We start from the raw sequence: 24,995 nt of genomic DNA on the forward strand, positions 1-24,995 counted from the left end.
AGGTGTAAGTCGTTATGAAACGTGTAGGTCTGATCGGTTGGCGCGGTATGGTCGGTTCCGTGCTCATGCAGCGCATGCTGGAAGAGCGTGACTTCGACCTGATCGAGCCGGTGTTCTTCACCACTTCCAACGTCGGTGGCCAAGGCCCGGCGATTGGCAAGGACGTCGCCCCGCTGAAGGATGCCTACAGCATCGACGAGCTGAAGACCCTCGACGTGATCCTGACCTGCCAGGGCGGCGACTACACCAGCGAAGTCTTCCCCAAGCTGCGTGAAGCCGGCTGGAACGGCTACTGGATCGACGCGGCCTCCAGCCTGCGCATGGCCGATGATTCGGTGATCGTGCTGGACCCGGTCAACCGCCGGGTGATCGACCAGTCGCTGGACGCCGGCACCAAGAACTACATCGGTGGCAACTGCACCGTCAGCCTGATGCTGATGGCCCTGGGCGGCCTGTACGAGGCCGGTCTGGTCGAGTGGATGAGCGCCATGACCTACCAGGCGGCCTCCGGTGCCGGCGCGCAGAACATGCGCGAGCTGATCAAGCAGATGGGCGCGATCAATGCCTCCGTGGCCAACGAGCTAGCCGACCCGGCCAGCGCCATCCTCGACATCGACCGCAAGGTCGCCGAGGCCATGCGCGGTGACGCCTTCCCGGTCGACAACTTCGGCGTGCCGCTGGCCGGCAGTCTGATCCCCTACATCGACAAGGAGCTGCCGAACGGACAGAGCCGCGAAGAATGGAAGGGCCAGGCCGAAACCAACAAGATCCTTGGCCGTTTCAAGAACCCGATCCCCGTGGACGGCCTGTGTGTACGCATCGGTGCCATGCGCTGCCACAGCCAGGCGCTGACCATCAAGCTGAACAAGGACGTGCCGATGACCGACATCGAGGGCCTGATCAGCCAGCACAATCCCTGGGTCAAGCTGGTGCCGAACACCCGCGAGGCGAGCATTCGCGACCTCGGCCCGACCGCCGTCACCGGCACCCTGAGCGTACCGGTCGGTCGCCTGCGCAAACTCAACATGGGAACCCAGTACCTCGGCGCCTTCACTGTCGGCGACCAGCTGCTGTGGGGCGCGGCCGAACCGCTGCGCCGCATGCTGCGGATTCTGCTGGAGCGCTGATCGCCGCCGGGATACCCGAGGCCGGTCCATGACCGGCCTTTTTATTTTGCGCAGCGGCCGGTTAGAGTGCCGCCATCTTTCTCCGGGGTTTTCCGATGTCCAAGACTTTCGATATCGCCGTGATCGGCGCCACCGGCGCCGTTGGCGAGACGCTGGTGCAACTGCTGGAGGAGCGCGATTTCCCGGTCGGCCATCTGTATCTGCTGGCCGGTGACGACTCGGCGGGCCAGGCCGTGGCGTTCCGCGGCAAAAACCTGCGGGTGCGCGCGCTGTCCGGTTTCGACTTCGCGCAAGTGCAGCTGGCATTTTTCGCGGCCGGCGAGGCGGTCAGCCGCCAGTACGCAGTGCAGGCTCATTCGCAGGGCTGCTCGGTGATCGATCTGAGCGGTGCCCTCGAGCAAGCGCTGCCCGTAGTGCCCGAAGCCAATGCCCAGGCCCTGGCCGGGCTGAGCGCGCCCTACCTGCTGGCGAGTCCGGCGCCAGCCGCCACCACCCTGGCTGCCGTGCTCGCACCGCTGCGTTCGGTACTCACGCTGCGCCGGGTCGGGCTCAACGCCATTCTCGCCGTGTCCAGCCTGGGGCGCGCCGGGATCACCGAGCTGGCGCGGCAGACCACCGAGCTGCTCAACATGCGCCCATTGGAGCCGCAGCTGTTCGATCGTCAGGTCGCCTTCAATGTCTTGGGGCGGGTCGGGGAGGAAGCTGAAGGCGGTCATGCCGCCCTCGAGCTGCGCATCGCCCGGGAGCTGAAAAGCGTGCTGGGCGTCAACGGATTGAAAGTGTCGGTGAACTGTAGTCTCGCGCCGGTATTCTTCGGCGACAGCCTTGCCGTCTGCGTGGAGGCGACTGAGCCGGTCGAGCTCGACAAGGTCGCCGGTCTACTCGATCGACAGGCCGGCATTGAACGGGTGGAGGAGGGCGATTATCCGACCGTCGTCGGCGACGCGGTGGGGCAGGACGAGCTGTATGTTGGGCGACTGCGTGTCGGGCTGGACGATCCGGCGGAGCTCAATTTGTGGATTGCGTCAGATAATGTGCGAAAAGGCTCTTCGCTCAATGCTGTGCAAATTGGTGAGTTGTTGATAAAACACTATCTGTAAAAGATACTTAGCCCCAAATTTGAAGATTTATTCTAGCTTGGCAATACTGGTTTGGTAGTCCGCTGGCGGGGAGTCGCCTCACGGCGAGCATAGGCAGCGGACTTCAAAATCCTCTCGGTACGTCGAGAAAAAAAGATAAAACAAGGGATTACGCTATGGTTCGGGTTCGCAAACTGGTGCTTGCAATTGCGGCTGCTTCCGCGCTGACCTCGGGTACGGCATATGCACTGGGGCTGGGGGAAATCGACCTGCAGTCCTCGCTGAGCCAGCCGCTGGTAGCGGAAATCGAGTTGCTCGAAGTGCGCGATCTGGCGCCCAACGAAGTAATCCCCACCCTGGCCTCGCCTGAAGAGTTCAACAAGGCCGGTGTAGATCGTCAGTACTTCCTGACCGATCTGAAGTTCACTCCGGTCATCAAGCCCAATGGCAAGAGCGTGATTCGCGTCACCTCGACCAAGCCGGTGCGCGAGCCCTACGTCAACTTCCTGGTGGAAGTACTGTGGCCGAATGGCCGCCTGCTGCGCGAGTACACCCTGCTGTTGGACCCGCCCATGTATGCCCCGGCACCCGTGGTCAGCAGCGCGCCGCGCCTGCCGGTCGCCGCTGCGCCGGCGCCACGCCCGCAGGCCAGCGCTCCGGCTCCGCGTCCCGTTACCCAGGCGCCCAGCGCCCCGTCGCGCCCCGTCGCGCCCTCGGCTCCCGCTCCGGCGGCTGCCAGCCGCATCGATGGCGACCAGTACAAGACCACCTCCAGCGACACCCTCTGGGAAATCGCCCAGCGCAGCCGCCAGGGCGGCTCCGTCCACCAGGCCATGCTGGCGATCCAGGATCTCAACCCGGATGCCTTCATCGGCGGCAACATCAACCGCCTGAAGAGCGGCCAGGTGCTGCGCCTGCCGACCGACGCCCAGATCAACAGCCGCAGCCAGGCCGAAGCGCTGGCTCAGGTCGCCGAGCAGAACACCGCCTGGCGCGAAGGTCGCAGCGTCGCCGCCAGCGCCTCTCGCCAGCTCGATGCGACCAAGCGCGACAGCGCCGGTGCGGCCCCGGCCAAGGCTGAGGTCAAGGACAACCTCAAACTGGTTGCCGCCGACAGTGGCAAGTCCGCCGCCGGCAGCGACAAGGGGCAGGGCGACACCAAGGCGCTCAATGATCAATTGGCCGTTACCAAGGAAAGCCTGGACTCCAGCCGCCGCGAGAGCGAAGAGCTGAAGAGCCGTCTGGACGATCTGCAGAGCCAGTTGGAAAAGGCCCAGCGCCTGATCGAACTCAAGGACAGTCAGCTGGCCAAGCTGCAGGGCGAACTGGCTCAGCAGGGTGCCGCGACGGCCCCGGCTCAGGCGACCGCTCCGGCAGCGCCAGCCATTCCGGCTGCACCGACAGCTTCGGCACAACCGCAAGCCGCACAGCCTGCCGCCCCGGGCGACGATGCCAGGCCAGCGGAAGTCAAGCCTGGCGCGGTGGCGCCGACGGATAAGCCGGCGACCGATTTCAATTACGAAGAGACCGCGCCGAACACCGCGCCGGCTCAACCCGGTGTCGACGCGGGTGCTGCTCCCGTTCCCGTTCCGGCTCCCCAGCCGGCTGCGCCGGACGCCGAGCCGTCGAAACCCGCTGCACAAGCCCCTGCAGCCCAACCGCCGAAGCCTGCAGTTGCCCCGCAGCCGGCCAAGCCCGCTCCGGCCAAGCCCGTGAGCCCGGCGCCGGAGCCCGAGCCGCAAGGCATGCTCGATCAGCTGCTGGCCAACCCCATGCTGCTCGGCGCCGTCGGCGGTGGCGCGCTGCTGGTGCTGCTGATCGGCCTGATGGTGCTGTCGCGCCGCAACGCCATGAAGGAAGCCGAGCTGCAGAACAGCCTGGCCGCCGATCAGGATAACAATGCCTTCGCCAACGACATGGATCTTCAGGGCGACGCCTTCGCCGGTCTCGACGATGCCTCCGACGAGACGGTGGTTCGCGAACAGGCCGAAGAGCGCGTCGCGCCGCAGACCACCGATGCACTGGGTGAGGCCGACATCTACATCGCCTACGGCAAATTCACCCAGGCTGCGGAGCTGCTGCATAACGCCATCAACGACGAGCCCCATCGCAGCGACCTGCGCCTGAAACTGATGGAGGTGTATGCGGAGCTCGGCGATCGCGAAGGCTTTGCCCGTCAGGAGCAGGAGCTGCGCGAGATCGGCGGCGCCGCTGGTGCCGTCGAGCAGCTGAAACTCAAGTACCCGGCCATGGCTCTGGCGGCCGTGGCTGGTGGTGCGGCCATCGCCTCCAGCAACGACGATCTGGACAGCTTTAGCCTGGACGACCTGACCCTGGACGAGCCCGTCGCTCAGCCGGCCGCCACTTCGGCCGATCTGGACGACTCCTTCGACCTGAGCCTGGACGATCTGGACGCCGGCCTCGATTCGCCGTCGCCGCTCGCCAGTGGCGACAGCTCTCTCGACGAGCTGACGCTGGACAGCGACCTGAGTTTCGATACCCCGGCGGCACCGACCAACACTGATACCGGCATGGATTTCGATCTCGATCTGAGCGATGAAACCTCGAATGAAAGCCTGGCGCTGGAAGACGATCTGGCGGATTTCAGCTTGGACCTCGACAGCGAGACCAAGCCGAGCGAGACCGCCGCGGAAGACGACTTCCTGCTGAGCCTGGACGACGAACCCGTCGCTCCGTTGGCGTCGGGCGTCGAAACCGATCCGGACATGCCGGCGGACTTCGACCTGTCGCTGGCTGACGAGACTCCCGCAACGCCGGCCGAAGACAGCTTCGCCGCGCAGCTGGACGAAGTCTCTGCCGAGCTGGACGAGCTGAGCGGCGACCTGGCCGACGAGCCTGTCGTACAGCCGGATACCGGCTCCTCCACCGCAGGCCTGGACATGGACGACGACTTCGACTTCCTCTCGGGTACCGATGAGACCGCTACCAAGCTGGACCTGGCCCGTGCCTATATCGACATGGGCGACAGCGAAGGCGCCCGCGACATCCTCGACGAGGTGATCGCCGAGGGCAGCGAAGGCCAGCAGCAGGAAGCGCGCGAGCTGATCTCCAAGCTGAGCTGATCCATGTCCGAAGCACCATCATCAGGGGCGGCCGAAACGGCCGCCCCTGGTGTTTCCAGAATCGCCCTCGGTATCGAATACAAAGGTGCCCGCTATCGTGGCTGGCAGCGCCAGGAGTCCGGCGTGCCCTCGATACAGGCGGCGCTCGAGAAGGCGCTGTCGCAGGTGGCCGCCGAGCCGATCGGCCTGATGTGCGCGGGGCGCACCGATGCGGGCGTCCACGCTAGTGGCCAGGTGGTGCATTTCGACACTCATGCCGAGCGCCCGCTCAAGGCCTGGGTGATGGGGGCCAACGCCAACCTGCCGCCGGACATCAGCGTGACCTGGGCCAAGGCCATGCCGGCCGACTTCCATGCGCGCTTCAAGGCTTGCGCCCGGCGCTATCGCTACGTGATCTACAACGACCCGATTCGCCCGGCGCATCTGGCCGAGGAGGTCACCTGGAACCATCGCCCGCTAGATGTTGCGCGCATGCGCGAGGCGGCCAGGCATTTGGTGGGTACCCATGATTTCACTTCGTTTCGCGCGGTGCAGTGCCAGGCCAAGTCGCCGGTGAAGACGGTGCATCACCTGGAGGTGATCGAGCACGGCCGCTTCATCGTCATCGACGTGCGCGCCAATGCCTTCCTGCATCACATGGTGCGCAACTTCGCCGGAGTGCTGATGACCATCGGCGCCGGTGAGCGCGAGCCCGGTTGGGTGGGCGAAGTGCTCGAGGCGCGGGACCGCCGGGCTGGCGGTGTCACCGCCCATCCCTACGGTCTGTACTTGGTGCAGGTGGAATATCCGCAGGAGTTCGAGCTGCCGGAGCGCTATCTGGGTCCGCATTTTCTCTCGGCGCTGCCGCAAAGCTTCGGCTGAAACTGCTTCTCGGCTTTGCTACCATCGATTTTTCTTTTGCAGAAGGTGCCGTCACGTTGACAGCCGTTCGCGTCAAAATCTGTGGGATCACCCGGGTCGAGGATGCTCTGGTCGCGGCTGTTGCCGGTGCCGACGCCATTGGCCTGGTGTTCTATGCCAGGAGCCCAAGGGCGGTAGGCATCGAGCAGGCGCAGGCGATCATCGCGGCGTTGCCGCCGTTCGTGACGACTGTGGGTTTGTTCGTCGATGCTGATCGCGCCGAGCTGGATCGTATCCTCGCTCAGGTGCCGCTGGACCTGCTGCAGTTCCACGGCGACGAGCCGGCAGCGCTGTGCGAGGGCTTCGGCCGCCCGTATATCAAGGCGCTGCGGGTCAAGGCCGGCGACGATATCGCCGTCCAGGTGAATCGCTATCCGGGTGCCAGCGGCGTGCTGCTGGACACCTATGTCGAGGGCGTGCCCGGCGGAACCGGCGAGGCGTTCGACTGGTCCCTGGTTCCCGAGAACCTGGCCAAGCCCGTGATCCTGGCCGGCGGTCTGCACGCGGGCAACGTCGCCGAGGCGGTGGCACGGGTGCGCCCCTACGCGGTGGATGTGAGTGGCGGGGTGGAGGCGAGCAAGGGCATCAAGGATGCGGAGAAGATCGGCGCGTTCGTTCGCGCGGCGCGTGGCGGTTGATGTGACGGCGGCCTGATGCCTGCCGTCCATAAGCCATTGTGCCCCTGCCGGAGGGTGGCGACAGCCAGCCTCGGCCTGAACCAGATTCGCCCGGGTCGCCGAACGGCCCGCCGCAACAGCTACGGAGAGTAAGCATGAGCAACTGGCTGACAGAAAAACTGATCCCCTCGATCATGCGTTCCGAGGTCAAGAAGAGCTCGGTGCCCGAAGGACTCTGGCACAAGTGCCCGTCCTGCGATGCCGTGCTCTATCGCCCGGAGCTGGAAAAGACTCTCGATGTCTGCCCCAAGTGCAACCACCACATGCGCATCGACGCGCGTGCCCGTCTCGATCTGTTCCTGGACGAAGACGGTCGTGAGGAGCTGGGTGCCGAGCTGGAGCCAGTGGACCGCTTGAAATTCCGCGACAGCAAGAAGTACAAGGATCGCCTCGCCAGCGCCCAGAAGGAAACCGGCGAGAAGGATGCGCTGGTATCCATGAGCGGTACGCTGCAGGGCATGCCCATCGTGGCCTGTGCCTTCGAGTTCAGCTTCATGGGCGGCTCCATGGGCGCCATCGTCGGCGAGCGCTTCGTGCGTGCCGCCAACGTTGCCCTGGAGAAGCGTTGCCCGATGGTCTGCTTTGCCGCTTCCGGCGGCGCGCGCATGCAGGAGGCGCTGATCTCGCTGATGCAGATGGCCAAGACCAGTGCCGTGCTGGCGCGCCTGCGCGAGGAAGGCATTCCCTTCATTTCCGTGCTGACCGACCCGGTCTACGGCGGCGTTTCCGCCAGTCTGGCCATGCTCGGTGACGTGATCGTCGCCGAGCCGCGTGCCCTGATCGGCTTCGCCGGCCCGCGGGTAATCGAGCAGACCGTACGCGAGAAGCTGCCGGAAGGTTTCCAGCGCAGCGAGTTCCTGCTCGAGCACGGCGCCATCGACATGATCATCCACCGCAAGGATCTGCGCCCGCGCCTGGGCCGACTGCTGGCGCAACTGCAGCATCTGCCCACCCCCGCGGCCACTGCATGAGTCGATCCCTCGCCGACTGGCTGAGTTACCTGGAGCAGCTGCACCCCAGTGCCATCGACATGGGGCTGGAGCGCTCCCGCGAGGTCGCTCGCCGGCTCGGCCTGGGTAAGCCGGCCCCTCTGGTGATCACCGTCACTGGCACCAACGGCAAAGGCTCCACCTGTGCGTTCCTGGCATCTCTGCTGCGCCAGCAGGGGCTCAAGGTTGGCGTCTACAGCTCGCCGCATCTGCTGTATTACAACGAGCGGGTCCAGTTCGACGGGCGCGAGGCCCGTGACGACGAGCTGTGCGACGCCTTCGCCGCCGTCGAGGCCGGACGTGGCGAGATATCCCTGACCTATTTCGAGATGGGCACGCTGGCGGCCTTCTGGCTGTTCGAGCGCGCCGCGCTGGACGCCGTGGTGCTGGAAGTCGGCCTCGGCGGGCGACTCGATGCGGTCAATCTGGTCGACGCCGACCTGGCGCTGGTCACCAGTATCGGTCTGGATCATGCCGACTGGCTCGGCGACACCCGCGAGTCGGTGGCCTTCGAGAAGGCGGGCATCCTACGGCAGGGCAAGCCCGCGCTATGCGGCGACCTGGAGCCGCCGCTGCCGTTGCTGCAGCGAGTCGCCGAGCTCGACTGCCCGCTGTTCCTGCGTGGCCGCGACTATGACCTGACCGTGGCGGAGAGTGCCTGGCACTGGCGGGGGCTGACTGCCGAAGGCGAGGTGCTGGAGCTACGCGACCTGCCGCTGCTGGATCTGCCGATGCAGAACGCCGCCATGGCGCTGCAGGCCTATGCCGCGCTGGGCATGGACTGGCAGCCGGAGCGCCTGGCCGATGCGCTGCGCGCCACTCGCGTGGCCGGTCGCCTGGATCGTCGCCAACTGAGCTGGCAGGGCAGAACGCTGAACCTGCTGCTGGACGTCGGCCACAACCCCCACGCCGCCGATTACCTGGCAGCGCGCCTGGCGGCGCGTCCGCCCAAGGGCCGTCGGCTGGCGGTATTCGGCCTGCTGGCGGACAAGGACCTGCCCGGGGTGCTGGCGCCGTTGCGCCTGGAGATTCAGGGCTGGGCGGTGGCGCCCCTGGATTGCCCGCGCTCCCGTACGGTCGGCGAGCTGGAGGCCGCTCTGCGCAATCTCGGCGCCGACGTGCGAGCCTGCTCCAACGTAGCGGAGGCATTGCTGGTACAGTGTGGCCTGGCGAGCGAGGACGACGAGATCCTCGTGTTCGGATCTTTCTATTGCGTGGCCGAGGCCCTGGAGTGGCTCGGCCAACAGGCGGAGGCGGGCAATGGCAGTGCTGGATAAGGGGCTCAAACAGCGAATCGTCGGTGCATTGGTGCTGGTGGCGCTCGCGGTGGTCTTCCTGCCCATGCTGTTTTCCCGTGAAGACGATCTGCGCCAGATCTCGGTCGACGCTCCAGCCATGCCGGAAAAACCGGTCATGCCGGAAGTGACGCTGGACCCGGTGAGCGTGCCCGAGCCGGTGCCCGCAGACGAAGTGCCGCCGGTGGAGCCCGTGCCGCAGACCCCCAGCGAGCCAATCGCCGCTCCGTCGCAGCCGGCGGCCGAACCCAAGGCTCCGGCGCAGGCCGAGGCGCCTGCCCAGCCGCCGGCCGCCGCGCCGGCCGAACAGAAGCCAGCCAGCGGGCTGGACGCCAACAACCTGCCGGTCAGCTGGTCGGTCCAGCTGGCCAGCCTGTCCAGCCGCGCTGGCGCGGAGAAGCTGCAGCAGACGTTGCGCAGTGGCGGGTACAACGCCTATATCCGCAGTTTCGACGGCATGAACCGGGTGTTCGTCGGCCCGGTGATCGAGCGCGCCGAGGCCGACCGCCTGCGTGACCAGCTCAACCGTCAGCAGAACCTCAAGGGCTTCGTGGTGCGCTTCCAGCCGGAAAACGGCTGATTTCCTCTATCGAGTCCATATAGCGGCCCCGGCTTACCCGGCCGGGCACGCTCTGCTAGAATTCGCCGCCTTTCCCGTCTGTAGGCAGCAACGTGGCATTCACTTGGGTCGATTGGGCGATCATTGCCGTTATCGCCATCTCCAGTCTGATCAGCCTGCGCCGCGGCTTTTTCAAGGAAGCCCTGTCGCTGCTGACCTGGATCGTCGCAGGCGTGGTTGCCTGGATGTTCGGTGGGGCCCTGTCGCAGCATCTTTCCGGGTTCGTAGAAACGCCGTCGATGCGGGTCATCGCGGCCTGCGCCATTCTCTTCGTGGTGACCCTGCTGGTCGGGGCGCTGATCAATTTCCTCATCGGTGAGCTGATCCGGGTAACCGGCCTGTCGGGCACCGATCGTTTTCTCGGCATGGTCTTCGGCGCGGCGCGCGGGGCTCTGCTGGTGGTGGTACTGGTGGGGCTGGTGAGCCTGGCACCGGTACAGCAGGATCAGTGGTGGCAGCAGTCGACCCTGCTGCCGCATTTCCTGATGGTGGCGGACTGGTCGAAGAATCTTATCCTGAGCCTGACCAGTCAGTGGCTCGCCAGCGGCATCACGGATACGCCCGAGTTGCCGTTCAAGGACGTGCTCTCGCAGCCCAAACTGCCCGAGAGCCTATAGGTTTCCGATTCACAACACAGAGGTTGCGTCACATGTGCGGCATCGTCGGTATTGTCGGTAAGTCCAACGTCAATCAGTCCCTGTACGACGCGCTTACCGTGCTCCAGCATCGCGGCCAGGACGCTGCCGGCATCGTCACCAGCCACGACGGACGTCTGTTCCTGCGCAAGGACAACGGCCTGGTGCGCGATGTGTTCCAGCAACGCCACATGCAGCGCCTGGTGGGCAAGGTCGGCATCGGCCACGTGCGCTATCCCACCGCCGGCAGCTCCAGCTCCGCCGAGGCGCAGCCCTTTTACGTCAACTCGCCGTACGGCATTACCCTGGCGCACAACGGCAACCTGACCAACGTCGAGCAGCTGTCGCGCGAGATCTACGAGTCCGACCTGCGCCATGTGAACACCAACTCCGACTCGGAAGTGCTGCTCAACGTGTTCGCCCACGAGCTGGCGGTGCGCAACAAGCTGCAGCCCACCGAGGAAGACGTGTTCGCCGCCGTCGCCGGCGTGCATGCCCGCTGCCGCGGTGGTTATGCCGTGGTGGCGATGATCACCGGCTACGGCGTGGTCGGCTTCCGCGACCCCCACGCGATCCGCCCGATTGTCTTCGGCCAGCGTCACACCGACGAAGGCGTGGAGTACATGATCGCCTCCGAGAGCGTCGCCCTCGACGTCCTCGGCTTCAGCCTGATCCGCGACCTGGCCCCGGGCGAGGCGGTGTACATCACCGAAGACGGCAAGCTGCACACCCGCCAGTGCGCGCCGAACCCGCAGTATTCGCCGTGCATCTTCGAGCACGTCTACCTGGCCCGCCCCGACTCGCTGATGGACGGCGTGTCGGTGTACAAGGCGCGCCTGCGCATGGGCGAGAAGCTGGCCGAGAAGATCCAGCGCGAGCGCCCGGACCACGACATCGACGTGGTCATCCCGATCCCGGACACCAGCCGCACCTCCGCCCTGGAGCTGGCCAACCATCTGGGCGTGAAGTTCCGCGAGGGCTTCGTCAAGAACCGCTACATCGGCCGCACCTTCATCATGCCCGGCCAGGCCGCGCGCAAGAAATCCGTGCGCCAGAAACTCAACGCCATCGAACTGGAATTCCGCGGCAAGAACGTGATGCTGGTGGACGACTCCATCGTCCGCGGCACCACCTGCAAGCAGATCATCCAGATGGCCCGCGAGGCCGGCGCCAAGAACGTCTACTTCTGCTCGGCGGCACCGGCCGTGCGCTACCCGAACGTGTACGGCATCGACATGCCGAGCGCCCACGAGCTGATCGCCCACGGCCGCAACACCGAAGAAGTGGCCGAACTGATCGGTGCCGACTGGCTGATCTATCAGGACCTCGACGACCTGAAGGAGGCCGTGGGCGGTGGCAAGATCAAGATCGAGCATTTCGACTGCGCGGTGTTCGACGGGCAGTACGTCACCGGTGACGTCAGCGAGCACTATCTGAACAAGATCGAGCAGGCGCGTAACGATGCGGCCAAGGCGGGCAGCCCGATGGTCAGCGCCATTATCGATCTGCACAACGACTGAGGCCGGGAGCAGCCATGAGCCAGGATTGGGAAGCGGGACGGCTGGACAGCGACCTCGAAGGAGTCGGCTTCGACACCCTGGCGGTGCGCGCCGGCCAGCACCGCACGCCTGAGGCGGAGCATGGCGAAGCCATGTTCCTCACCTCCAGCTATGTGTTCCGCAGTGCCGCCGATGCCGCCGCGCGCTTCGCCGGCGAGGTGCCGGGCAACGTCTACTCGCGTTACACCAACCCCACCGTACGTGCCTTCGAGGAGCGCATCGCCGCTCTGGAGGGCGCCGAGCAGGCGGTAGCCACCGCTTCCGGCATGGCCGCGATCCTGGCGATCGTGATGAGCCTGTGCAGCTCGGGTGACCACGTGCTGGTGTCGCGTAGCGTGTTCGGCTCGACCATCAGCCTGTTCGAGAAGTATCTGAAGCGCTTCGGCATTGAAGTCGATTATCCGCCGCTGGCCGACCTCGGCGCCTGGGAAGCGGCCTTCAAGCCCAACACCAAGCTGCTGTTCGTCGAATCGCCGTCCAACCCGTTGGCCGAACTGGTCGACATCGCGGCGCTGGCCGAGATCGCCCACAGCCGCGGCGCGCTGCTGGCCGTGGACAACTGCTTCTGCACGCCAGCCCTGCAACAGCCGCTCAAGCTCGGTGCCGACATCGTCATGCATTCGGCCACCAAGTACATCGATGGTCAGGGTCGTGGCTTGGGAGGTGTGGTCGCCGGGCGCCGCGCGCAGATGGAGCTGCTGGTCGGCTTCCTGCGTACCGCCGGCCCGACCCTCAGCCCGTTCAATGCCTGGATGTTCCTCAAGGGCCTGGAGACCCTGCGTGTGCGCATGCAGGCGCAGAGCGCCAGCGCTCTCGAGCTGGCCCAGTGGCTGGAGACCCAGCCGGGCATCGACAAGGTCTACTACGCCGGCCTGCCGAGCCACCCGCAGCACGAACTGGCCCGTCGTCAGCAGAGCGCCTTCGGTGCGGTGGTCAGCTTCGAGGTCGCGGGCGGCAAGGAGGCGGCCTGGCGCTTCATCGACGCGACCCGGGTGATCTCCATCACCACCAACCTCGGCGACACCAAGACCACCATCGCCCACCCGGCGACCACCTCCCACGGCCGGCTGTCGCCGCAGGAGCGGGCCAATGCCGGCATCCGTGACAGCCTGGTCCGCGTCGCGGTGGGGCTGGAAGACATTGCCGACCTCAAGGCCGACCTGGCCCGCGGCCTCGCCGCACTCTGAGAAATCCGGGTCCGCAATGAAAAACGCCGCTCATCGAGCGGCGTTTTTCATGGGCGTCCTTATTATTCCGCTTCGCGCAGGTCGATGGCGGCGGCGCCGGGCTTGTCGAACAGCCGCACGGCATCGCCTGGCAGGGTGCTGTTGCCGTCCTCGTCCGCGCCCAGCACGCTGATGTCGCTGTACTTCTTGCCGGAGAGGGTGGCCATGCCGGCGCGGTCGCGCACCACGGTCGGGCGCAGGAACACCATCAGGTTGCGCTTGATGTGGGTGTCCTTGGTCGAGCGGAACAGGCGGCCGAGGAAGGGAATGTCGCCCAGCAGCGGCACCTTGGAGTCGGTGCTGGTGACGTCGTCCTGAATCAAGCCACCCAGAACGATCACCTGGCCGTCGTCGGCGAGGATCACGCTCTTGATCGAGCGCTTGTTGGTCACCAGGTCCACCGCCTGGGAGTTGACCCCGGCGCTCGGGGCGATGGAGGAAATCTCCTGCTCCACCTCCAGGCGCAGGGTGGCGCCGTCATTGATGTGCGGGGTGACCTTGAGGGTCACGCCGATATCCTCGCGTTCGATGGTGGTGAACGGATTGTTCGCCCCTGAGGCGTCGGTGGTGTAGGAGCCGGTCTGGAACGGCACGTTCTGGCCCACCAGGATTTCCGCCTGCTGGTTGTCCAGGGTCAGCAGGCTCGGCGTCGACAGCAGGTTGCTCTTGCTGTTGGAGGAGAGGGCGGTGATCAGCGCACCGAAGCTGTCGGTGCCGATGCCGATGATGGCGCCGTCCGGCAGGGTCAGGTCTTCGGGAATCTCGTCGTTCTGAATGGCGCGCAGCACGGTCCCCACGGAAAGGCCGGTGTTGCCGAAGTTGACGCCGCCCAGGCCGCCGGTGCTGCCGCGCGCGTCCACCGCCCACTGCACGCCGAGGGCGTCGCTGATGTCGCCGGAGATCTCGACGATGGCCGCCTCGACCATCACCTGGGCGCGTGGTACGTCCAGGTTGCGCACGATTTCCTCGAGGGTCGCCACGGTGTCCGGTTCTGCCAGCAGGACCAGGGCATTGAGGCTCTCGTCGGCGCGGATCAGGATGTTCTGCGGCTTGCTGTTGGCCGCCTCGCCGCCGCCTTCCGGCGCCTTCAGTCCCTCGGAAATGTCGCCGAGGGTCTCCGCCAGGCTCTTGGCATCGCTGTGGCGCAGGCGGATCACCCGGGCGTTGGCCGAGCGGGTGCTGGGGATGTCCAGCGAGCGGGCCAGGTTGACCAGGCGCTGACGGGCCGCCGGGGGGCCGAGGATGATCAGGCGGTTGGTGCGGGCATCGGCGATCACCCGGGTGCCGGCACCGTCCTTGCGCTCGTTACGCATCACCGAGGCGTTCAAGGCTTCTGCCGCGTCCAGCACCCAGGCGTGCTGCAGGTTGATCACGTTGTAGTCGCCGCCGCCGCGCGCGTCGAGCTCGTCGATCAATTGGCGGATGCGCTCGATGTTGGCGCGGCGGTCACTGATGATCAGGGCGTTGGAGGCCGCCACGGCTGCCAGGTGGCCGTTCTGCGGCACCAGCGGGCGGATCAGTGGAATCAGCTCGTTGACCGAGGTGTGCTGCACCTGGATCAGCTCCGTCTGGACGTCGTCGGGCGCCGAGCGGCTGCTGTTGGCGCCGCTGCGGGCCTCGGTGATCGGCACGATACGCGCCTGATCGCCATGCGCCAGCACGCTGAAACCGTGGGTACTCATCACCGAGAGGAACAGTTGGTAGACCTCTTCCAGCCCCAACGGCGTCTTGGAGATGACCGTGACCTGACCCTTGACCCGTGGATCGACCACGAAAGTCTCGCCGGAAATCTCCGCCACCTGATCGATGAAGTCGCGGATATCGGCGTCCTTCATGTTGATGGTCCAGGTCTCGGCGGGGGCCTGGGTGGTCGCCGCCGCGGGCTCGGCGGCGAAGGCGGCGGGCATCGGCGCGCCCATGCAGCTCGCGGCCAGCAAGAGGGCCAGGGGTAGGCGTTTGTGCAGGAACTTGGAATCGGTCATGGGCTTTCTTCGGCTTCCGGCTCGTCGGGCGGCGGCAGGTCGCCTTCGCCTTCCATGCGTTGTTGGAGGATCTGGATGCGCTCCTGCAGGGCCTGCACGTCTTCGTCCTGCAGTTGTTCCAGTTGCTCGGCGGTGGGCTCCTGCATGTCGAACTGCGAAGGAGCGGAATAGGGGGTCAGCGAGGGCTGGCGGATGGCGGGAAAATGCAGGCTCTCCTCGCTGCCGTCGCGGTCGAGCACGACGTGGCTCTGGTAGACCGCGTGCAGGCGCGTGCTGGCGTTGATCTCGTCGCCCACGCCGACCCGCTTGGGCTTGTCGCCGGCGACCTGGATGATGGCGGTGGAGCGCTGGGCGTCGGGGCTGACGAAGCTGGCCAGCAGGGTCAGTTGCTGCTTGGTGGGCGGCGCGTTTTCCGCGCTGCCGGTCGGCAGGGCCGGAGTGCCGAACAGGTATTGCAGGCGCTGCAGCGAAATCGGCTGGACTTCGGTGCGGGTGCTGGCGGCGGTTTCGCTGGTCGCCTCGCTGCGCAGCAGGCGCATCAGGTCGACGCTCTGGCGGGTCAGGCTCAGGGTGATCAGCAGCACTACGAGCAGGCAGAGGCCGGTCACGCCGTGGCGTTGCAGCCAGGCGGGGAGTCGGGTGCTGATGGCGCTCAAGGCATGGTTCCCCCGATATGCTTTCTTATTGCGTGCGGACTACTGCTGTTCCGCATCGATTCGGCCCGTACTCTGCGGGCGTCGGCAACCATAACGCAAGTATCCCGATCCATGGCGACCTGCTCGTCTATCTGCGCGCTGGCGCACTGTTGCCGTGCGTCGCATTGCAGACGCGAAGCGTGAAACGTTTCGAAACTTCTGTGATTCGACCCGCTATCATCGGCCCGTACGTGCTCCCCGTTCAACAATAAAAATAAGCCTGACGGATCACTGCCATGGAAGATCGCAAGCCGCCCACACCGGTTCCGGCGGGATTCGCCCGCGAGGAACTGCTGGAACTGCTCAATCATTGCGAGCAGTTTCCCCTGACCGTGTTGCTGGCACCCGCCGGCTCCGGCAAGTCGACGCTGCTGAGCCAATGGCAGGCGGGCACGCTCAGACGCAGTGTGGTGCACTATCCACTGCAGGCGCGTGACAACGAGCCGGTGCGCTTCTTCCGCCACCTGGCCGAAAGCATCCGCGCCCAGGTCGAAGACTTCGACGTCTCCTGGTTCAACCCGTTCGCCGCCGAGATGTATCAGGCCCCGGAAGTCGTCGGCGAGTATCTGGCCGACGCGCTGAACCGCATCGAGGGCGGTCTCTACATCGTCTTCGACGATTTCCAGTTCATCGCCCAGCCGACCATCCTCGAGGTGCTCTCGGCCATGCTCGAGCGGCTGTCGGCCGCCACTCGGGTGATCATCTCCAGCCGCAACCATCCCGGTTTCTCGCTCAGTCGCTTGAAGCTGGAGAACAAGCTACTGTGCATCGACCAGCACGACATGCGCCTGTCGCCGGCGCAGATCCAGCAGCTCAACGCGCACCTGGGCGGGCCGGAGCTCAGCCCGGCCTACGTCGACAGCCTGATGGCCATGACAGAGGGCTGGATGGCCGGGGTCAAGGTGGCGCTGCTGGCCTACGCACGTTTCGGTACGGTGGCGCTGGAGCGCTTCAACGGCAGCCAGCCGGAGATCGTCGACTACTTCGGCCATGTCGTGCTCAAGCGGCTGTCACCGCAGATGCTCGATTTCCTGCTCAGTTGCGCGCTGTTCGAGCGCTTCGACGGCGAACTGTGCGACCAGGTGCTGGAGCGCAGCGGCTCTGCCCTGCTGCTGGAGGAGCTGGCCGCCCGCGAGCTGTTCATGCTGCCGGTCGGCGAGCATCCCGGTTATTACCGCTACCACGCGCTGCTGCACGACTTCCTGGCCAAGCGCCTGGCGCTGCACAAGCCCGACGAGATGCCGCTGCTGCAGCGCCGCGCGGCCCTGTTCTTCCTTGGGCGCGGCGACTTCGAACAGGCCTTGCAGCATGCTCAGCGCAGCGGCGATCAGGCCCTGTTCCACTGCCTGCTGGAGGAGGCCGGCGAGCAGTGGGTACGGCGTGGCCATTTCGCCGAGGTGCTGAAGTGGCTGGAGCCGCTGAGCGAGGCGGAGCTGTGCGAGCAGCCGCGCCTGCTGGTGCCAATGATCCTGGCGCTGACCCTGTCGCGGCGCTTCCATCAGGCCCGTTACTGCGTCGACGAACTGGCGGCGCGTTGCGTCGGGCGGCCGGGCATGGACGAGCCGACGCGCCAGCTGCTGGTGCTCAATCTCGAGTTGTTCCAGCACGACTTGGCCTTCGACCCCGGCGAGCGCTGGAGCGACCTGTTGGCCCCGGGCATCTCCACGGACGTGCGCGCCCTGGCCATGACCATTCTCGCCTATCACCACCTGATGAACGGGCGCCTGGAGCAGTCGATCCAGTTGGCGCTGGAGGCCAAGACGCTGCTCGCGCGCACCGGCCAGCTGTTCCTGGAAAGCTACGCCGACCTGATCATCGCCCTGTGCAACCGCAACGCCGGCCGCGCCACCAGCGCGCGCAAGGATGTGTGCCAGGACTATCAGCGCACCGAGCGTTCCTCGCCGGCCTGGGTCAACCGTGCCACCGCGATGGTGGTGGCCCTGTACGAGCAGAACCAGCTGGGCGCCGCCCAGCAGCTGTGCGAGGACTTGATGGCGATGGTCACCTCGTCGTCGGCCACCGAGACCATCGCCACCGTGCACATCACCCTGTCGCGCCTGCTCTATCGGCGCCAGTCCCAGGGGCGCGCCGGGCGCCTGCTGGAGCAGTTGTCGCGCATCCTGCAGCTCGGCAACTATGCGCGCTTCGCCAGCCAAGTGGCGCAGGAGAGCATGCGCCAGGCCTATCTCGACGGCCGTCCGGCGGCTCTGGACGTGCTGGCCCAGCGCCTGGGCATCGAGGAGCGCCTGGCGGCGGGGGAATGGGAGAGGGTTCGGCCCTACGACGAATGCTGGGAGCGCTATGGCCTCGCCGCCGTCTATTGGCTGGTGATGCGCGGTGCCCAGCCGCGCGCCTGCCGCATCCTCAAGGTCCTGGCTCAGTCGCTACAGCGGAGCGAGATGAAGGCGCGGGCGCTGGTGGTGGAGGCCAACCTGCTGGTGCAGAGCGCGCCGCAGCAGAGCGAGGAGCAGCAGATCAAGGCGCTGCTGGCCCTGGTCGAGCGCTTCGGCATCGTCAATATCAACCGCTCGGTGTTCGACGAGGCGCCCGGCTTCGCCGAAGCCGTGTTCGGCCTGCTGCGCTCGGGCCAGCTGCAGGTGCCGGAGGCCTATCGCGACGCCTATGCCGAGTTTCTCCTGGCCGAGAGCAAGGCGCCGGCAGCCGCACTGCCGGACCTGGTGAGCCTGCTCACCGACAAGGAGGCGGAGATCTTCGCCTGCCTGCTCAAGGGCCTGTCCAACACCGAGATCAGCGCCAGTACCGGCATCGCCCTGTCCACTACCAAGTGGCACCTGAAGAACATCTACTCGAAGCTCAACCTCTCGGGACGCACCGAGGCCATCCTCGCCATGCAGCAGCGCGGCGCCTGACAGGCGGTACGCCCGATTCCCGCTTCCCCCTCCTGCGGGAGGGGGGAGGGGGGCTGGCGAATCCCTAATCTCCCGGCAGCCGGATCCTCCGGCCCAACCGTATTAGTACAAGAATAATTCCGGGAGATAACGCCATGTCTGTGTGGGTCACCTGGCCGAGCTTGGTCAAATTCGGCACCCTGGGCATTTATGCCGGCCTGATCACACTCGCGCTCGAGCGCGATGTGCTGTTCAAGAACAACCTGTTCGACGTCGACAACCTGCCCGCGGCCAACGCCAACATCACCTGTGACGCACGCAGTCAGGTGGCGCGTACCGAAGACGGTACCTGTAACATTCTGTCCAACCCCGCCGAAGGCTCCGTCTTCCGCCGCTTCGGTCGCAACGTCGACCCCGCGGTGACCCACGGCGAAACCGAGTCCGACACGCTGCTCAGTCCCAACCCGCGGGAGGTGAGTAACGTGCTGATGGCCCGCGGCGAGTTCAAGCCGGCGGCCAGCCTCAACTTCATCGCCGCCTCGTGGATCCAGTTCATGGTGCATGACTGGGTCGAGCACGGTCCGAACGCCGAATCCAACCCGATCCAGGTGCCGCTGCCGGCCGGCGACCCGCTGGGCTCGGGCACCCTGTCCGTGCGCCGCACTCCGACTGACCCGACCCGCACCCCGGACGAAGCCGGCAAACCGGCCACCTACCGCAACCACATCACCCACTGGTGGGATGGTTCGCAGCTCTACGGCAGCAGCAAGGAAGCCAACGACGAGGTTCGCGCCTTCGTCGACGGCAAGCTGAAGATCAACCCGGACGGCACCCTGCCGGCCGAGTTCCTCAGCGGCAAGCCGGTCACCGGCTTCAACGAGAACTGGTGGGTCGGCCTGAGCATGCTGCACCAGCTCTTCACCAAAGAGCACAACGCCATCGCGACCATGCTCAAGCAGAAGTATCCGGATAAGGACGACCAGTGGCTGTACGACCATGCCCGCCTGGTCAACGCTGCGCTGATGGCCAAGATCCACACCGTGGAGTGGACGCCGGCGGTGATCGCCAACCCGGTGACCGAGCGTGCCATGTACGCTAACTGGTGGGGCCTGCTGGGTTCCGGTCCGGAGCGTGACAAGTACCAGGACGAGGCGCGCATGCTGCAGGAGGACCTGGCCAGCTCCAACTCCTTCATCCTGCGCATCCTCGGCATCGACGGCAGCCAGGCCGGCAGTTCGGCCATCGACCATGCCCTGGCCGGCATCGTCGGTTCGACCAATCCGAACAATTACGGTGTGCCCTACACCCTGACCGAAGAGTTCGTCGCGGTCTACCGCATGCACCCGCTGATGCGCGACAAGATCGATGTCTACGACATCGGCTCCAACGTCATCTCCCGTTCCGTGCCGCTGCAGGACACCCGTGACGGCGACGCCGAGGACCTGCTGGCGGACGAGCATGCCGATCGCCTGTGGTACTCCTTCGGCATCACCAACCCGGGTTCGCTGACTCTCAACAACTACCCGAACTTCCTGCGCAACCTGTCGATGCCCATCGTCGGCAACATCGACCTGGCGACCATCGACGTGCTGCGTGATCGTGAGCGTGGCGTGCCGCGCTACAACGAGTTCCGTCGCCAGATCGGCCTCAATCCGATCACCAAGTTCGAGGACCTGACCAAGGACGCCGCCACTCTGGCCAACCTCAAGCGCGTCTACGGCAACGACATCGAGAAGATCGACACCCTGGTCGGCATGCTGGCCGAAACCGTGCGTCCGGACGGCTTCGCCTTCGGCGAGACCGCCTTCCAGATCTTCATCATGAACGCCTCGCGCCGCCTGATGACCGACCGCTTCTACACCAAGGACTATCGCCCGGAGATCTATACCGCCGAAGGCCTGGCCTGGGTGGAGAACACCACCATGGTCGACGTGATCAAGCGCCACAACCCGGAGCTGGACGGCAGCCTGGTGGGTGTCGAGAACGCGTTCAAACCCTGGGGTCTGAACATTCCGGCCGACTACGAGACCTGGCCGGCCAAGGCCAAGGCCGACAACCTGTGGGTCAACGGCGCCCTGCGCAGCCAGTACGCCGAAGGCGAGCTGCCGGCAATCCCGCCGGTGGACATCGGTGGCCTGATCAGCTCGGTGCTGTGGAAGAAGGTGCAGGAGCGCACCGACGTGGCCCCGGCTGGCTACGAGAAGGCCATGCACCCCAACGGCGTGATGGCCAAGGTCAAGTTCAACGCCGTGCCAGGTAATCCCTACACCGGCCTGTTCCAGGGGGCCGACAACGGGCTGCTGCGCCTGTCCGTGGCAGGCGACCCGGCCACCAACGGCTTCCAGCCTGGCCTGGCCTGGAAGGCCTTCGTCGATGGCAAACCGTCGCAGAACGTCTCGGCTCTCTATACGTTGAGCGGGCAGGGCAGCAACCACAACTTCTTCGCCAACGAGCTTTCGCAGTTCGTCCTGCCGGAGACCAACGACACCCTGGGTACCACGCTGCTGTTCTCGCTGGTCAGCCTGAAGCCGACCCTGCTGCGGGTCGACGACATGGCCGAAGTCACCCAGACCGGTCAGGCCGTGGGCTCGGTCAAGGCGCCGACGCAGATCTACTTCGTGCCGAAGCCCGAGCTGCGCAACCTGTTCTCCACTGCTCCCCATGACTTCCGCAGCGATCTGACGACTCTGGCGGCCGGTACCAAGCTCTATGACGTCTACGCCACCTCGATGGCGATCAAGACCTCGATCCTGCCGTCCACCAACCGCAGCTACGCCCAGCAGCGTCGCAACAGCGCGGTGAAGATCGGCGAGATGGAGCTGACCTCGCCATTCATTGCCTCCGCATTCGGCGACAACGGCGTGTTCTTCAAGCACCAGCGCAGCGAAGACAAGTAACAGGAGCCTGCTAGAAAGAACCCCGGCCGATGCCGGGGTTCTTTTTTTGTGCTCGGATGTAGGGGCATAACGAATTTATCCGGGCGTTGTCGCTCGAATGTCGTAGCTGCGAAATCGGCACTGCAGATTCCGCTGAAATCCGTTAACTTGGCGCGTCAGTCGTGCCGCATAACAAGAAAAACAACAGCTAGATGGATCTTCTGTTTCAGGAACGGGCCCGCACATGTCCATCGACACCCATGCCGCGCTAGCGGCCCCGGCAGAGCCGCCGCTGCGCTCTTTGCCCTTCGCCTTCGCCAAGCGCCACGGCGTACTGCTGCGTGAATCCTATGGTCAGGCCCAGCTGCAAGTACGCCGCGGCGCTAGCCTCACCGCCGTGCAGGAGGCCCAGCGTTTCGCCGGCCGGGTGCTGCCGCTGCAGTGGCTGGAACCCGAGGCTTTCGAGGAACAGCTGTCGCTGGCCTACCAGCGTGATTCTTCCGAGGTGCGGCAGATGGCCGAGGGCCTCGGCGCCGAACTCGATCTGGCCAGCCTGGCCGAACTCACTCCCGAATCCGGTGACCTGCTCGAACAGGAAGACGATGCGCCGATCATCCGCCTGATCAACGCCATCCTCAGCGAGGCGATCAAGGCTGGCGCCTCCGACATCCATCTGGAAACCTTCGAGAAACGCCTGGTCGTGCGCTTTCGCGTCGACGGCATCCTGCGTGAAGTGATCGAGCCACGCCGCGAGCTGGCCGCGCTGCTGGTCTCGCGGGTCAAGGTCATGGCGCGCCTGGACATTGCCGAGAAACGCGTGCCGCAGGACGGCCGCATCTCGCTCAAGGTCGGCGGCCGCGAAGTCGATATCCGCGTCTCCACGTTGCCGTCGGCCAATGGCGAGCGAGTGGTGCTGCGTCTGCTGGATAAACAAGCCGGGCGCTTGTCGTTGCAGCACCTGGGCATGAGCGAGCGCGACCGCCGCCTGCTCGACGATAACCTGCGCAAGCCCCACGGCATCATACTGGTCACCGGCCCAACCGGTTCGGGCAAGACCACCACCCTGTACGCCGGCCTGGTCACCCTCAACGACCGCTCGCGCAACATCCTCACGGTGGAAGACCCGATCGAGTATTACCTCGAAGGCATCGGCCAGACCCAGGTCAACCCGCGGGTGGACATGACCTTCGCCCGCGGCCTGCGCGCCATCCTGCGCCAGGACCCGGACGTGGTGATGGTCGGCGAGATCCGTGACCAGGAAACCGCCGACATCGCCGTGCAGGCCTCGCTCACCGGTCACCTGGTGCTGTCCACCCTGCACACCAACAGCGCCGTCGGCGCTGTCACCCGCCTGGTGGACATGGGCGTCGAGCCCTTCCTGCTGTCCTCATCTTTGCTCGGCGTGCTGGCCCAGCGCCTGGTGCGCGTGCTCTGCGTGCACTGCCGCGAGGCGCGCCCGGCCGACGAGGCCGAATGCGGCCTGCTCGGTCTCGATCCGCAGACCCAGCCGCTGATCCACCACGCCAAGGGCTGCCCCGAGTGCCACCAGCAGGGCTACCGCGGCCGGACCGGTATCTACGAACTGGTGATCTTCGACGACAAGATGCGCACCCTGGTGCACAACGGCGTCGGCGAGCAGGAACTGCTGCGCCACGCCCGCAGCCTCGGCCCGAGCATCCGTGACGACGGTCGGCGCAAGGTGCTGGAAGGGGTGACCACCCTGGAAGAAGTCCTGCGCGTCACTAGAGAAGACTGATGGCCGCCTTCGAGTACATCGCCCTGGACCCCAAGGGCCGCCAGCAGAAAGGCGTGCTGGAAGGCGACAGCGCCCGCCAGGTGCGCCAGCTGCTGCGCGAGAAGCAGCTGTCGCCGCTGCAGGTCGAGCCGGTGCACCGCAAGGAGCAGGCCGAAGGCGGTGGCGGCTTCAGCCTGCGCCGTGGCCTGTCGGCGCGCGATCTGGCCCTGGTCACCCGCCAACTGGCGACCCTGATCAGCGCCGCGCTGCCCATCGAGGAGGCGCTGCGCGCCGCCGCCGCCCAGTCGCGCCAGCCGCGCATCCAGTCGATGCTGCTGGCGGTGCGCGGCAAGGTGCTGGAAGGCCACAGCCTGGCCAAGGCGCTGGCAACCTATCCGGCGGCGTTTCCCGAGCTATACCGCGCCACCGTGGCGGCCGGTGAGCACGCCGGTCATCTCGGTCCGGTGCTGGAACAGCTGGCCGATTACACCGAGCAGCGCCAGCAATCGCGGCAGAAGGTCCAGATGGCGCTGCTCTATCCGCTGATCCTGATGCTCGCTTCGCTGGGCATCGTCGGTTTCCTGCTCGGCTACGTGGTGCCGGACGTGGTGCGGGTGTTCGTCGACTCCGGGCAGACTCTGCCGGCGTTGACCCGCGGGCTGATCTTCCTGAGCGAGCTGGTCAAGGCCTGGGGCGTGGTGGTGATCGTGCTCTGTGTCATCGGCGTGATCGCCTTCCGTCGCGCCCTGCGCAACGAGGAACTGCGTCGGCGCTGGCATGCCTTCCTGCTGCGCGTGCCGCTGGTAGGCGGGTTGATCGCCGCCACCGAGACGGCGCGTTTCGCCTCGACCCTGGCCATTCTGGTACGCAGCGGCGTGCCGCTGGTGGAGGCCCTGGCCATCGGCGCCGAAGTGGTGAGCAACCGCGTCATCCGCACCGACGTGGCCAACGCCACCCAGCGGGTGCGCGAAGGCGGCAGCCTGTCGCGGGCCCTGGAGGCCAGCCGGCAGTTTCCGCCGATGATGCTGCACATGATCGCCAGCGGCGAGCGCTCGGGCGAGCTGGACCAGATGCTGTCGCGCACGGCGCGCAACCAGGAGAACGATCTTGCGGCCACCATCGGCCTGCTGGTGGGGCTGTTCGAGCCGTTCATGCTGGTGTTCATGGGAGCGGTGGTGCTGGTGATCGTGCTGGCCATCCTCCTGCCGATTCTTTCTCTGAACCAACTGGTGGGCTGATTGATGAACAAGCAACAACGCGGTTTCACCCTGATCGAAATCATGGTGGTGGTGGTCATCCTCGGCATCCTCGCCGCCCTGGTGGTACCGCAGGTGATGGGTCGCCCGGACCAGGCCAAGGTCACCGCGGCGCAGAACGACATTCGCGCCATCGGTGCGGCCCTGGACATGTACAAGCTGGACAACCAGAACTACCCGAGCACCCAGCAGGGCCTCGAGGCGCTGGTGAAGAAGCCCACCGGCAACCCGCCGGCGAAAAACTGGAACACCGAGGGTTACCTGAAAAGGCTGCCGGTCGATCCGTGGGGCAACGCGTACCTGTACCTGTCGCCGGGTACTCGCAGCAAGATCGACCTGTACAGCCTGGGCGCCGACGGCCAGGAAGGCGGCGACGGCACCAATGCCGACATCGGTAACTGGGATCTCTGATC

General features: G+C 65.9%; 18 protein-coding genes. 16 read left to right on the forward strand and 2 right to left on the reverse strand.

What is annotated here, in order from left to right; all coding sequences use genetic code 11:
- Positions 1-14 precede the first annotated feature (14 nt).
- From asd to NF616_RS14800, 11 genes are all read left to right on the forward strand, one after another.
- A complete protein-coding gene (asd, locus tag NF616_RS14750) occupies positions 15-1,127 on the forward strand; it encodes an aspartate-semialdehyde dehydrogenase (protein ID WP_252274044.1) in 1,113 nt (370 codons plus the stop codon).
- A gap of 95 nt (positions 1,128-1,222) precedes the next feature.
- Positions 1,223-2,227: an aspartate-semialdehyde dehydrogenase gene (locus NF616_RS14755; protein WP_252274045.1), complete on the forward strand. Its 1,005-nt coding sequence runs from the start codon at positions 1,223-1,225 to the stop codon at positions 2,225-2,227.
- A gap of 155 nt (positions 2,228-2,382) precedes the next feature.
- Entirely contained in the window at positions 2,383-5,289 is a 2,907-nt protein-coding gene (locus NF616_RS14760) for a FimV/HubP family polar landmark protein (protein ID WP_252274046.1), read from the forward strand.
- Positions 5,290-5,292: 3 nt separating this feature from the next.
- Positions 5,293-6,150 carry a tRNA pseudouridine(38-40) synthase TruA gene (gene truA / locus NF616_RS14765; RefSeq protein ID WP_252274047.1) on the forward strand — a complete coding sequence of 286 codons (858 nt, stop codon included), beginning with the start codon at positions 5,293-5,295 and terminating at the stop codon, positions 6,148-6,150.
- Between the two features lie 56 nt (positions 6,151-6,206).
- On the forward strand, positions 6,207-6,827 hold the full coding sequence (locus NF616_RS14770) for a phosphoribosylanthranilate isomerase (protein WP_252274048.1): 621 nt from the start codon (positions 6,207-6,209) through the stop codon (positions 6,825-6,827).
- A gap of 134 nt (positions 6,828-6,961) precedes the next feature.
- Positions 6,962-7,837: an acetyl-CoA carboxylase, carboxyltransferase subunit beta gene (gene accD / locus NF616_RS14775; protein ID WP_252274049.1), complete on the forward strand. Its 876-nt coding sequence runs from the start codon at positions 6,962-6,964 to the stop codon at positions 7,835-7,837.
- Complete coding sequence (gene folC, locus NF616_RS14780; protein ID WP_252274050.1) at positions 7,834-9,132, forward strand: bifunctional tetrahydrofolate synthase/dihydrofolate synthase; 1,299 nt, start codon at positions 7,834-7,836, stop codon at positions 9,130-9,132. The genes accD and folC overlap by 4 nt, the downstream gene beginning before the upstream one ends.
- Complete coding sequence (locus NF616_RS14785) at positions 9,116-9,730, forward strand: SPOR domain-containing protein (RefSeq protein WP_252274051.1); 615 nt, start codon at positions 9,116-9,118, stop codon at positions 9,728-9,730. Before folC ends, NF616_RS14785 begins: the two co-directional genes overlap by 17 nt.
- A gap of 92 nt (positions 9,731-9,822) precedes the next feature.
- The gene (locus tag NF616_RS14790) at positions 9,823-10,386 is read left to right on the forward strand and encodes a CvpA family protein (protein ID WP_252274052.1); all 564 of its coding nucleotides are present in this window, start codon (positions 9,823-9,825) and stop codon (positions 10,384-10,386) included.
- Between the two features lie 32 nt (positions 10,387-10,418).
- On the forward strand, positions 10,419-11,924 hold the full coding sequence (gene purF, locus NF616_RS14795; RefSeq protein ID WP_252274053.1) for an amidophosphoribosyltransferase: 1,506 nt from the start codon (positions 10,419-10,421) through the stop codon (positions 11,922-11,924).
- 14 nt (positions 11,925-11,938) lie between these two features.
- Entirely contained in the window at positions 11,939-13,150 is a 1,212-nt protein-coding gene (locus NF616_RS14800) for an O-succinylhomoserine sulfhydrylase (protein WP_252274054.1), read from the forward strand.
- 62 nt (positions 13,151-13,212) lie between these two features.
- On the opposite strand, the gene gspD is transcribed toward NF616_RS14800, so the two are convergent.
- Positions 13,213-15,171: a type II secretion system secretin GspD gene (gene gspD / locus NF616_RS14805; protein ID WP_252274055.1), complete on the reverse strand. Its 1,959-nt coding sequence runs from the start codon at positions 15,169-15,171 to the stop codon at positions 13,213-13,215.
- On the reverse strand, positions 15,168-15,827 hold the full coding sequence (locus NF616_RS14810; RefSeq protein WP_252274056.1) for a type II secretion system protein N: 660 nt from the start codon (positions 15,825-15,827) through the stop codon (positions 15,168-15,170). The genes gspD and NF616_RS14810 overlap by 4 nt, the downstream gene beginning before the upstream one ends.
- 275 nt (positions 15,828-16,102) lie before the next feature.
- Here NF616_RS14810 and NF616_RS14815 point away from each other — a divergent pair, with 275 nt between their 5' ends.
- The 5 genes from NF616_RS14815 (at position 16,103) to gspG (ending at position 24,993) form a co-directional block, all read left to right on the forward strand.
- Positions 16,103-18,736 carry a winged helix-turn-helix domain-containing protein gene (locus NF616_RS14815; RefSeq protein WP_252274057.1) on the forward strand — a complete coding sequence of 878 codons (2,634 nt, stop codon included), beginning with the start codon at positions 16,103-16,105 and terminating at the stop codon, positions 18,734-18,736.
- 134 nt (positions 18,737-18,870) lie between these two features.
- Positions 18,871-21,612, forward strand: coding sequence for a peroxidase family protein (locus NF616_RS14820; RefSeq protein WP_252274058.1), 2,742 nt, complete (start codon positions 18,871-18,873; stop codon positions 21,610-21,612).
- Positions 21,613-21,835: 223 nt separating this feature from the next.
- Entirely contained in the window at positions 21,836-23,347 is a 1,512-nt protein-coding gene (gene gspE, locus NF616_RS14825; protein WP_252274059.1) for a type II secretion system ATPase GspE, read from the forward strand.
- A complete protein-coding gene (gene xcpS, locus NF616_RS14830; protein ID WP_252274060.1) occupies positions 23,347-24,564 on the forward strand; it encodes a GspF family T2SS innner membrane protein variant XcpS in 1,218 nt (405 codons plus the stop codon). The genes gspE and xcpS overlap by 1 nt, the downstream gene beginning before the upstream one ends.
- Before the next feature lie 3 nt (positions 24,565-24,567).
- Positions 24,568-24,993: a type II secretion system major pseudopilin GspG gene (gspG, locus tag NF616_RS14835; RefSeq protein ID WP_192397143.1), complete on the forward strand. Its 426-nt coding sequence runs from the start codon at positions 24,568-24,570 to the stop codon at positions 24,991-24,993.
- Positions 24,994-24,995: the final 2 nt, after the last annotated feature.

Origin of the sequence: Pseudomonas subflava (assembly GCF_023823685.1) — a bacterium.
Taxonomy (GTDB): Bacteria; Pseudomonadota; Gammaproteobacteria; order Pseudomonadales; family Pseudomonadaceae; genus Aquipseudomonas; species Aquipseudomonas subflava.

Bases quoted from the DNA above. Each gene is read 5' to 3' on its own strand.
- asd (WP_252274044.1), top strand. From the start codon at position 15: ATGAAACGTGTAGGTCTGATCGGTTGGCGCGGTATGGTCGGTTCCGTG.
- NF616_RS14755 (WP_252274045.1), top strand. From the start codon at position 1,223: ATGTCCAAGACTTTCGATATCGCCGTGATCGGCGCCACCGGCGCCGTT.
- NF616_RS14760 (WP_252274046.1), top strand. From the start codon at position 2,383: ATGGTTCGGGTTCGCAAACTGGTGCTTGCAATTGCGGCTGCTTCCGCG.
- truA (WP_252274047.1), top strand. From the start codon at position 5,293: ATGTCCGAAGCACCATCATCAGGGGCGGCCGAAACGGCCGCCCCTGGT.
- accD (WP_252274049.1), top strand. From the start codon at position 6,962: ATGAGCAACTGGCTGACAGAAAAACTGATCCCCTCGATCATGCGTTCC.
- folC (WP_252274050.1), top strand. From the start codon at position 7,834: ATGAGTCGATCCCTCGCCGACTGGCTGAGTTACCTGGAGCAGCTGCAC.
- NF616_RS14785 (WP_252274051.1), top strand. From the start codon at position 9,116: ATGGCAGTGCTGGATAAGGGGCTCAAACAGCGAATCGTCGGTGCATTG.
- purF (WP_252274053.1), top strand. From the start codon at position 10,419: ATGTGCGGCATCGTCGGTATTGTCGGTAAGTCCAACGTCAATCAGTCC.
- NF616_RS14800 (WP_252274054.1), top strand. From the start codon at position 11,939: ATGAGCCAGGATTGGGAAGCGGGACGGCTGGACAGCGACCTCGAAGGA.
- gspD (WP_252274055.1), bottom strand. From the start codon at position 15,171: ATGACCGATTCCAAGTTCCTGCACAAACGCCTACCCCTGGCCCTCTTG.
- NF616_RS14815 (WP_252274057.1), top strand. From the start codon at position 16,103: ATGGAAGATCGCAAGCCGCCCACACCGGTTCCGGCGGGATTCGCCCGC.
- NF616_RS14820 (WP_252274058.1), top strand. From the start codon at position 18,871: ATGTCTGTGTGGGTCACCTGGCCGAGCTTGGTCAAATTCGGCACCCTG.
- gspE (WP_252274059.1), top strand. From the start codon at position 21,836: ATGTCCATCGACACCCATGCCGCGCTAGCGGCCCCGGCAGAGCCGCCG.
- xcpS (WP_252274060.1), top strand. From the start codon at position 23,347: ATGGCCGCCTTCGAGTACATCGCCCTGGACCCCAAGGGCCGCCAGCAG.
- gspG (WP_192397143.1), top strand. From the start codon at position 24,568: ATGAACAAGCAACAACGCGGTTTCACCCTGATCGAAATCATGGTGGTG.